Origin of the sequence: Halogeometricum sp. CBA1124, from assembly GCF_009741955.1 — an archaeon.
Classification (GTDB): domain Archaea; phylum Halobacteriota; class Halobacteria; order Halobacteriales; family Haloferacaceae; genus Halogeometricum; species Halogeometricum rufum.
The window spans coordinates 1-8,364 of the sequence record NZ_WPCD01000166.1 but is presented as its reverse complement, the minus strand read 5'-3'; the positions used below and the strand labels follow the sequence as shown (position 1 = coordinate 8,364).

Here is an 8,364-nt window from a genome sequence, read left to right as displayed (position 1 = left end):
GCCGTCAGTGCTTCCGCGAGGTCGCCCGCGACATGGGATTCAAGAAGTATCGATAGCTATGGCAGGAAATGACCCCCTCGCCAACGCGCTCGCCGGCGTGAACAACGCCGAGAGCGTGGGGCATCTGTCGCACGAGATACAGCCCGCCTCCAACGTCATCGGCTCCGTGCTCGAGGTCTTCTACGACCGCGAGTACATCGACGGCTTCGAGTTCGTCGAAGACGGCAAGGCCGGAACGTTCGAGGTCGAACTGAATGGCGCTATCAACGAATGTGGCGTCTCAAGCCCCGCTACTCCGCGGGCGCAGACGAGTTCGAAAAGTGGGAGAAGCGATTCCTCCCGGCCCGTGACTACGGGACGCTCATCGTCACGACGAGTCACGGCGTCATGAGCCACTACGACGCCCGCGAACAGGGCATCGGTGGCCAAGTAATCGCCTACGTGTACTGAGACAATGAACCGAGTAGAAATCGACATACCGGACGACGTCTCTGCCGAGGTCAAGAATCTCGACCTGACCGTCGAAGGGTCGAACGGGAGCGTCACGAAGACGCTCTGGTACCCCGACATCAGCGTCTCCGTCGAAGACGGACAGGTCGTCATCGAGTCCGAGGAGACGGACGCGAAGACGAACGCGACCATCGGCACCTTCGAGAGCCACGTGGAGAACATGCTCTACGGCGTCACCGAGGGATGGGAGTACAAGATGGAAGTCTACTACGCCCACTTCCCGATGCAGGTGAACGTGCAGGGTGACGAGGTCGTTATCGAGAACTTCCTCGGCGAGAAGTCGCCGCGCCACGCGAAGATCCGCGGCGACACGGACGTACAGATCGACGGCGAAGAACTGGTCCTGACCGGCCCCAACAAAGAGGACGTCGGGCAGACCGCAGCCGACATCGAACAACTCACTCGCGTGAAGGACAAGGACACGCGCGTCTTCCAAGACGGCGTCTACATCACGCAGAAGCCGCAGACTGGAGGTGCCTAAATGTCCGACGAAGAGATTCAGGAACTGGAAGACATCAGCGGTGTCGGCCCCTCGAAGGGCGACGCACTCCGCGAGGCGGGCTACGAGTCGGTCGAAGACGTGAAGGCCGCGAGTCAATCGGAACTCGCGGACGTCTCCGGCATCGGGAACGCCCTCGCGGCACGCATCAAAGCCGACGTCGGTGGCCTCGAAGTCTCCGAGGAGACCGAGGCCGAAGTCGAAGACGAGACCGAGGACGAGGAGGCGGCCGAGGAGGACGTCGAGACGGAACTCCGTCCCCGCGGCCACGCCGACAAGACCCCGGAACTCGACGACGAGACGGCGAGCGCCCTCACGCAGAAACTCCGCGAGGGCAAGCCGCAGTTCAACCGACAGGACTACCACAAGAAGAAGCGGACGCCCACCTCGTGGCGCAAGCCGCGCGGGAACCTCTCGAAGCAGCGACGAGGCATCAAGGGCAAGGGGCCGAAAGTCGAAGCCGGCTTCCGGTCGCCCGAGGCCGCCCGCGGCCTGCACCCGTCCGGCTTCGAGGAAGTCCACGTCCACAACGTGGACGACCTCGAAGGCGTCGACGGCGACAGCGAGGCCGTCCGCATCGCCTCTTCGGTCGGCGCACGCAAGCGCGAGCGCATCGAGGAAGAGGCCGAGGACCGTGAGATTCGCGTTCTCAACCCCACCTACGTCGAAGTGGAGGTGGACGACGAATGACCGACCTGAAAGCACAGCGACGCATGGCCGCCGACGTCCTCGACGTCGGTAAGAGCCGCGTCTGGTTCGACCCCGAGGCACAGGCCGACATCGCGGAAGCCATCACGCGCGAAGACATCCGCGAACTCGTGGACGACGGTACGATTCGTACCAAAGACGCCAAGAGTAACTCGAAGGGCCGCGCCCGCGAACGCGCCGAGAAGCGTTCCTACGGGCACCGGAAGGGTCCCGGCTCCCGCAAAGGGAAGTCCGGCGGTCGAAAGAGCTCGAAGGACGAATGGATCAGCCGAATCCGCGCGCAGCGTCGTCGCCTGAAGGAGCTTCGCGACGACGGGCCGCTGACGCCGACGCAGTACCGCGAACTGTACAACAAGGCGTCCGGTGGCGAGTTCGACAGCGTGGACCGGCTCGAAGCGTACATCGACAACAACTACGACGTGGAGATAGAATAATGGCGACAGGACCACGCTACAAGGTGCCGATGCGGCGTCGCCGCGAGGTTCGGACGGATTACCACCAGAGGTTGCGCCTGCTGAAATCGGGCAAACCCCGGCTCGTTGCTCGCGTGAGCAACCAGCACGTCAGGGCGCAGCTGATATCCCCCGGACCGAACGGAGACACCACTCACGCGGCCGCCTCCTCCGAGGACCTCGCAGACTACGGCTGGGAAGCCCCCACGGGCAACCTCCCCAGCGCGTACCTGACGGGCTACCTCGCGGGGAAGCGCGCCGTCGAAGCCGGCCTCGACGAGGCCGTCCTCGACATCGGCCTGAACACGGCGACGCCCGGCAACAAGGTGTTCGCGGTTCAGGAAGGAGCGATAGACGCTGGCCTCGAAATCCCGCACAACGAAGACGTACTGGCCGACTGGTCGCGTAACCGCGGCGAGCACATCGCCGAGTACGCCGAGCAGCTCGACGAGCCGCTCTACAGCGGCGATTTCGACGCCACGAACCTGCCTGAGCACTTCGACGAAGTGCTCGAGCGACTTCAGGAGGACGCATGAGCCAACGCAACAGCAACGGCTGGGAACCGCGAACGCGGCTCGGCCGAATGGTACAGGACGGCGACGTCACCTCGATGGAGCAGGCGCTGGAGACGGGTCTCCCGCTCAAGGAAGCGGAGATCGTCGACCAGCTGCTGCCCGGACTCGAAGACGAGGTGCTCGACATCAACATGGTGCAGCGCATGACCGACTCCGGTCGGCGTGTGAAGTTCCGCTGTGTCGTCGCCATCGGGAACCGCGACGGGTTCCTCGGCTACGCCGAGGCCCGAGACGACCAGGTCGGCTCGGCCATCCAGAAGGCCATCGACGTGGCGAAGCTGAACATCATCAAGGTGGACCGCGGCTCCGGGTCGTGGGAAGACTCCGCCGGCGGGCTGAACTCCCTGACGCGCAAGGCCGAAGGGAAGGCCGGCTCCGTGACGGTCGAGATCATGCCCGCACCGCAGGGCCTCGGACTCGCGGCGGCAGAGACCGTCCGCAACATCCTCGAACTGGCCGGCGTGCAGGACGCGTGGACCCGCTCGAACGGGAACACGCGGACGACGGTCAACCTCGCGAAGGCGACGTACAACGCGCTGAAGAACGCGTCGCAGTCGCGGACGCCGCGACGCGCCCGCGAGAAGCAGCGGGAGGCGGGTAACTGATGCAGGCAGTCGTTCAGCTCCGCGGCGACGTGAACATGAGTCAGACGACGCACGACACGCTGAAGATGCTCAACATCCACAGCGTGAACCACTGTGCGTTCGTCCCCGAGACGGACACCTACCGCGGGATGCTCACGAAGGTCAACGACTACGTCGCGCACGGCGAACCGAGCGTCGACGTGGTCGAGACGCTCCTTCGGTCCCGCGCGGAGCCCGCCGAGGGCTCCGAGACGGTCGACGACGACTGGCTCGCGGAGAACACCGACTACGACGACGTGACCGCGCTCGCGGAGGCGCTCGTCGACGAGGAGACGACGCTGCGCGAGCAGGGTCTCTCGCCGGTGCTTCGCCTGCACCCGCCGCGCGGCGGTCACAAGGGCCAGAAGCACGTCACCAAAGAGGGCGGTCAGCTCGGGAAGCACTCGACTGGCCAGATAGACGAACTCCTGGAGGACATGCGATGACCTCGAAGAAACGACGACAGCGCGGGTCCCGAACCCACGGCGGCGGCACGCACAAGAACCGGCGCGGTGCCGGTCACCGCGGCGGCCGCGGCCGTGCGGGACGCGACAAACACGAGTTCCACAACTACGAACCGCTCGGCAAACACGGCTTCAAGCGTCCCGAAGCGGCGCAGGACACCGTCGTCGAAGTGAAGGTGCAGAAGCTCGACGAGGACGCCGCGCTCCTCGCGGCCGACGACGTGGCCGAGAAGGACGGCGACGCCTACCACATCGACGCGCGCGACGTGGCCGAGGACGGCTACGACGCCGACGTGGTGAAGGTGCTCGGCGGCGGGCAGGTCCGTCAGGAACTGCACGTCGTCGCCGACGCGTTCACCGCCGGGGCCGTCGAACTTCTCGAAGAAGCGGACGGCAGCGCCGAACTCTCCGAGCGCGGAGAAGAGGCGCAGGCCGAAGCCGAAGAAGATAACACGGACGACGAGGAAGGCTCCGAAGAGTAACCTATGGGATGGAAGGAGGCCGCTGAACCGGTGCTGACGCGGATGCATCAGTCGCCCGTCCGGAGGGACACGTCCCGTTCCGCCGGAAGCTGGGCTGGACCGCTGGCATCCTCGTGATGTATTTCTTCTTGACGAACGTGACGATGTTCGGGCTGCAGACGCAGACCGCGAGCGGGGACTTCTACGGACAGTTCCGCAGCATCCTCGCCGGACAGCAGGGGTCGATACTCCAGCTGGGCATCGGGCCCATCGTCACGGCGAGCATCGTCCTGCAACTGCTCGGCGGGGCCGACCTGCTCGGTCTCGACACCGACGACCCGCGTGACCAGATCCTCTACCAGGGGCTGCAGAAGCTTCTGGTGGTCGTGATGATCTGTCTCACCGGGCTCCCGATGGTGTTCGCCGGGGGGTACCTCCCCGCCGACCAGCAGGTCGCGCAGTCGCTCGGCGTCGGCGTCGGTGGCGTGAAGACCATCATCTTCGCGCAGATGTTCGTCGGCGGCGTCCTCATCCTGTTCATGGACGAAATCGTGAGCAAGTGGGGTGTCGGGTCCGGTGTGGGCCTGTTCATCATCGCCGGCGTCAGCCAGCAGCTCGTCGCCGGGCTGTTCAGCTGGCAGGGTCTCGGCGGCACGTCCGGGTTCTTCCCGACGTGGTTCGGCATCCTGACCGGGGCGACCGAGATCGGGTCGCCGCTCTCGCCGGGCGGCCTGTCCGACATCTTCCTCGGGCAGGGCCAACTGCTCGCGCTGTTCACGACGCTGCTCATCTTCGGCATCGTCGTCTACGCGGAGAGCGTCCGGGTCGAGATTCCGCTGTCGCACGCCCGCGTGAAGGGCGCCCGCGGCCGCTTCCCCGTGAAGCTCATCTACGCGAGCGTCCTGCCGATGATCCTCGTCCGCGCCTGCAGGCCAACATCCAGTTCCTCGGACGCATCCTGAACAACTGGACCGGCCTCCCGGGGTGGCTGGGGTCGTACAGCAACGGGCAGGTCACCGGTGGCCTGTTCTACTACCTCGCACCCATCCAGTCGCGCGGCGACTGGATGTGGTTCCTCGGGCTCACCTCGCAGGAACCCGCGCAGATTCTGCTGCGCGTCCTCATCGACCTCGTGTTCATGGTCGTCGGTGGCGCAATCTTCGCCATCTTCTGGGTGGAGACGACGGGGATGGGCCCCGAGTCCACCGCCAAGCAGATTCAGAACTCCGGGATGCAGATTCCCGGCTTCCGACGGAACCCGCAGGTCATCGAGAAGGTGATGGAACGGTACATCCCGCAGGTGACGGTCATCGGCGGCGCACTCGTCGGACTGCTCGCCGTCATGGCGAACATGCTCGGCACCATCGGCTCCGTCTCCGGAACCGGACTGCTGCTGACGGTCTCCATCACGTACAAGCTGTACGAGGAGATCGCAGAAGAGCAGTTGATGGAGATGCATCCGATGATGCGCCAGATGTTCAACAACTGACGAACGCGGTTCTCTACCGCCGGTATTTTTTCGAGTCTCTCGCGGAGAGAGCGTCTGCCGTCCGATTCCTCGAACGACGACGGAGAGATGTGCGCTCGTTCGCTCGAAGCGCCGGCCGACGGCGAACTTCGAACGCGTCACCGTCGTCACGGCGGTGCCATCTGGTTCGGCGACTCTCGCGAACGCCTGACCGAGGCGACCGGAAACGACTCGGTCGGCACTGTCGTCAGCGGAGCTGTCCTCCTCGCCGCCGAACGCGTCGAGACGAGACCGAAAGCTGAGGCGTCCTCGTCAGCGACGCCGGTCACGCGGTAGACGACACTGCGACACACCAAGTCGCTCGAAACGACCCACCGTTCGTTCTCACCCGCCGAGAAGGGGCGTTTCGAGCTATCTCCTCGGCGAGCCAATAGTCGTACGGTGAACGACAGATGAGCCAACTCCAACCCACGGCAGAATCGGTGTTCTCTATTCGGGGGGTGACGTTCACGCCCCGAACACTGGCGGGTGTCTGCTTCTTCGCACTCGCTGCACAGTTCATGACCGCCATCATGCTCGCGGCGGCGATGGTCCCCGGCTACGACTTCGGTGCGGCCGCCATCAGCGACCTCGGCGTCTTCCCGGAGACGGCGCTCCTGTTCAACGTCTCGCTGGTCGTCGTCGGCGTGCTCAACCTCCTGGGTGGGTACTTCTTCTACCGCACCCACGGGAAGCGCTGGCTGCTGGCCATCTTCGCGCTGGCGGGCGTCGGTGCGGTCGGCGCCGGCCTCTTCCCGCTCGACACCGGCGGCCTCCACGGGCTCGCGGCGCTGCTCGCGTTCGTGTTCTTCAACGTGCAGGCCATCGGGAGCGCGACTCGCCTCGACGGCGTCATGCGGGTGCTGGCCGTCCTCGCGGGGGCACTCGGTCTCGTCTTCGTGGTGCTGATGGCCCTCGGCGACGGCGGGAACGCCGCCGCGTTCGGCCCCATCGGCCACGGCGGGACCGAGCGGATGATCGTCTACCCCGTGATGCTCTGGATGGTCGCCTTCGGCGGCTCTCTGCTCGAGAAGGGCGAGCATTCCAGTGACGTCCGAGAGACGGCATGAGCGACGGCGTCTCGACTCGCGAGTCGTCGTCGCCGGTTCCGGGGCCACTCCCCCGACCGCCGGGGTCGACCGTCCCACCCGAACTGAAACACGGGCACAGAGAGGCCCACTAGTGCACCACCGATACGTCCACAGCGTCGTCGTCGTCCTCGTGACCCTCGCACTCGTGAGCGCGCCGGTCGGTACGGCAGCGGCTCAGTCCGACGGTTCGTCCGGTGCTCCGACCGACCGGGTCGAACTGTCCGACCGGGCGGAGACGGAGGCGTGGCTCGACGAGACGATGGCGCGCCAGTTGGAGGAGCACCGTATCCCGGGTGCGGCCGTCGTCGTCCTCAGCGACGGCGAGGTGGTACTCGCGAAGGGCTACGGCTACGCGGACCTCGCATCGCGGCGACCCGTCGACGCCGACGAGACGGTTTTCAGCGTCGGCTCGACCGGGAAGCTCGTGACGTGGACGGCCGTGATGCAGGGCGTCGAGGACGGGCGACTCGAACTCAACCGCGACGTCGACGACTATCTGACCGACTCCGCGGTCACGGTTCCGGACACGTACGAGGACCCCGTCACGCTGCGTCACCTCGGGACTCACTCGGCGGGCTTCGAGGACACCTTCGCGGGGATGGTCGCGGACGACCCCAGCGAGATACGCTCGATGGAGGCAATTCTCGCCGAGCATCAGCCGGCGCGCGTCAGGCCGCCGGGACAGTTCGTCGCGTACTCGAACTACGGGACGGCGCTGGCGGGACACGCGCTCGCCGAACAGTCCGACGCGAGTTTCACCGAACTGGTCGACGACCGCATCTTCACGCCGCTCGCGATGGACGACACGACCTACGCCCAACCGCTTCCCGCTCGGTTGGAGTCCCGACGTGCCGTCGGATACACCTACCAGAACGGGGCGTATCGGGCTCACGACCCCGTGATATGGACACTTCCGCCCGAGGGCGGGTCGCTCCGCACGACCGCGGCCGACATGGGGCAGTTCGCGCTCGCCCACCTGAACGAGGGCGCGTACGGCTCCGAGCGCATCCTCGAACCGGAGACGGTCCGCGAGATGCACCGTCGACAGTTCACGAAGTCCGAGTCGGTCCCGGAACTCAACGGGATGGGGTACGGGTTCATCGAGATGGACCGCAACGACGAGACCATCGTCGGTCACTGGGGCGACACGCCCCGCTTCAAGAGCCTGCTCGCGCTGTACCCCGAGCGCGACACCGGCCTGTTCGTCGTCTACAACAGTCCCGGCGGGGCCCCCGCCCGGTTCGAACTCCTGCAGGCGTTCACGGACCGATACTACCCGCGCTCGGACGAACCCGTCGTCGAACCCCCGGACGGTGCCGGCGAACGGGGCGCATCCCTTCTTGTCCGTCCGCCAGAGCGTCTCGGGGCGCTCGGTGTTCCCCCATCCAGTAGGCGACGCGTCGTTCCAGAGAAACAGGGCAACGTCTCCGTTGTCCATCTCGAACCGCGCCGCGCGAAGCCGTCCGGGGGTTTG

9 protein-coding genes and 4 pseudogenes are annotated in these 8,364 nt (G+C 65.9%); 12 read left to right on the top strand and 1 reads right to left on the bottom strand.

Annotated elements, in window-relative coordinates; all coding sequences use genetic code 11:
* The first annotated feature begins 124 nt into the window (after nucleotides 1–124).
* From GJ632_RS16480 to GJ632_RS16425, 12 genes and pseudogenes are all read left to right on the top strand, one after another.
* Nucleotides 125–450 (top strand): annotated as a pseudogene (locus tag GJ632_RS16480) (30S ribosomal protein S8).
* Nucleotides 451–454: 4 nt separating this feature from the next.
* The gene (locus tag GJ632_RS16475; RefSeq protein WP_191453522.1) at nucleotides 455–991 is read left to right on the top strand and encodes a 50S ribosomal protein L6; all 537 of its coding nucleotides are present in this window, start codon (nucleotides 455–457) and stop codon (nucleotides 989–991) included.
* Complete coding sequence (locus tag GJ632_RS16470) at nucleotides 992–1,699, top strand: 50S ribosomal protein L32e (protein WP_089808303.1); 708 nt, start codon at nucleotides 992–994, stop codon at nucleotides 1,697–1,699.
* Nucleotides 1,696–2,151 (top strand): 50S ribosomal protein L19e, encoded by a 456-nt coding sequence (locus GJ632_RS16465; protein WP_089808305.1) that lies wholly within the window; start codon nucleotides 1,696–1,698, stop codon nucleotides 2,149–2,151. The genes GJ632_RS16470 and GJ632_RS16465 overlap by 4 nt, the downstream gene beginning before the upstream one ends.
* Nucleotides 2,151–2,705, top strand: coding sequence for a 50S ribosomal protein L18 (locus GJ632_RS16460; protein WP_089808307.1), 555 nt, complete (start codon nucleotides 2,151–2,153; stop codon nucleotides 2,703–2,705). Before GJ632_RS16465 ends, GJ632_RS16460 begins: the two co-directional genes overlap by 1 nt.
* The gene (locus tag GJ632_RS16455; RefSeq protein ID WP_089808309.1) at nucleotides 2,702–3,349 is read left to right on the top strand and encodes a 30S ribosomal protein S5; all 648 of its coding nucleotides are present in this window, start codon (nucleotides 2,702–2,704) and stop codon (nucleotides 3,347–3,349) included. The genes GJ632_RS16460 and GJ632_RS16455 overlap by 4 nt, the downstream gene beginning before the upstream one ends.
* Complete coding sequence (gene rpmD / locus GJ632_RS16450) at nucleotides 3,349–3,813, top strand: 50S ribosomal protein L30 (protein WP_089808311.1); 465 nt, start codon at nucleotides 3,349–3,351, stop codon at nucleotides 3,811–3,813. Before GJ632_RS16455 ends, rpmD begins: the two co-directional genes overlap by 1 nt.
* Nucleotides 3,810–4,313, top strand: coding sequence for an uL15m family ribosomal protein (locus GJ632_RS16445; protein WP_089808313.1), 504 nt, complete (start codon nucleotides 3,810–3,812; stop codon nucleotides 4,311–4,313). The genes rpmD and GJ632_RS16445 overlap by 4 nt, the downstream gene beginning before the upstream one ends.
* Nucleotides 4,314–4,316: 3 nt before the next feature.
* A pseudogene (gene secY / locus GJ632_RS16440) lies at nucleotides 4,317–5,781 on the top strand (preprotein translocase subunit SecY).
* 87 nt (nucleotides 5,782–5,868) lie between these two features.
* Nucleotides 5,869–6,096 carry a hypothetical protein gene (locus GJ632_RS16435; protein ID WP_191453521.1) on the top strand — a complete coding sequence of 76 codons (228 nt, stop codon included), beginning with the start codon at nucleotides 5,869–5,871 and terminating at the stop codon, nucleotides 6,094–6,096.
* 116 nt (nucleotides 6,097–6,212) lie between these two features.
* The gene (locus GJ632_RS16430; RefSeq protein WP_191453520.1) at nucleotides 6,213–6,869 is read left to right on the top strand and encodes a DUF998 domain-containing protein; all 657 of its coding nucleotides are present in this window, start codon (nucleotides 6,213–6,215) and stop codon (nucleotides 6,867–6,869) included.
* A 280-nt stretch (nucleotides 6,870–7,149) separates the two neighbouring features.
* Nucleotides 7,150–8,121 (top strand): annotated as a pseudogene (locus tag GJ632_RS16425) (serine hydrolase domain-containing protein); the annotation flags it as partial.
* Nucleotides 8,122–8,274: 153 nt separating this feature from the next.
* Here GJ632_RS16425 and GJ632_RS26025 read toward each other — a convergent pair.
* Nucleotides 8,275–8,328, bottom strand: a pseudogene (locus GJ632_RS26025) (hypothetical protein); the annotation flags it as partial.
* Between the last annotated feature and the right edge of the window lie 36 nt (nucleotides 8,329–8,364).

What these genes read in the sequence shown, in the direction of transcription:
- GJ632_RS16435 (WP_191453521.1), top strand. Translation starts at nt 5,869, where the DNA reads ATGTGCGCTCGTTCGCTCGAAGCGCCGGCCGACGGCGAACTTCGAACG.
- GJ632_RS16445 (WP_089808313.1), top strand. Translation starts at nt 3,810, where the DNA reads ATGACCTCGAAGAAACGACGACAGCGCGGGTCCCGAACCCACGGCGGC.
- rpmD (WP_089808311.1), top strand. Translation starts at nt 3,349, where the DNA reads ATGCAGGCAGTCGTTCAGCTCCGCGGCGACGTGAACATGAGTCAGACG.
- GJ632_RS16470 (WP_089808303.1), top strand. Translation starts at nt 992, where the DNA reads ATGTCCGACGAAGAGATTCAGGAACTGGAAGACATCAGCGGTGTCGGC.
- GJ632_RS16460 (WP_089808307.1), top strand. Translation starts at nt 2,151, where the DNA reads ATGGCGACAGGACCACGCTACAAGGTGCCGATGCGGCGTCGCCGCGAG.
- GJ632_RS16430 (WP_191453520.1), top strand. Translation starts at nt 6,213, where the DNA reads ATGAGCCAACTCCAACCCACGGCAGAATCGGTGTTCTCTATTCGGGGG.
- GJ632_RS16455 (WP_089808309.1), top strand. Translation starts at nt 2,702, where the DNA reads ATGAGCCAACGCAACAGCAACGGCTGGGAACCGCGAACGCGGCTCGGC.
- GJ632_RS16465 (WP_089808305.1), top strand. Translation starts at nt 1,696, where the DNA reads ATGACCGACCTGAAAGCACAGCGACGCATGGCCGCCGACGTCCTCGAC.
- GJ632_RS16475 (WP_191453522.1), top strand. Translation starts at nt 455, where the DNA reads ATGAACCGAGTAGAAATCGACATACCGGACGACGTCTCTGCCGAGGTC.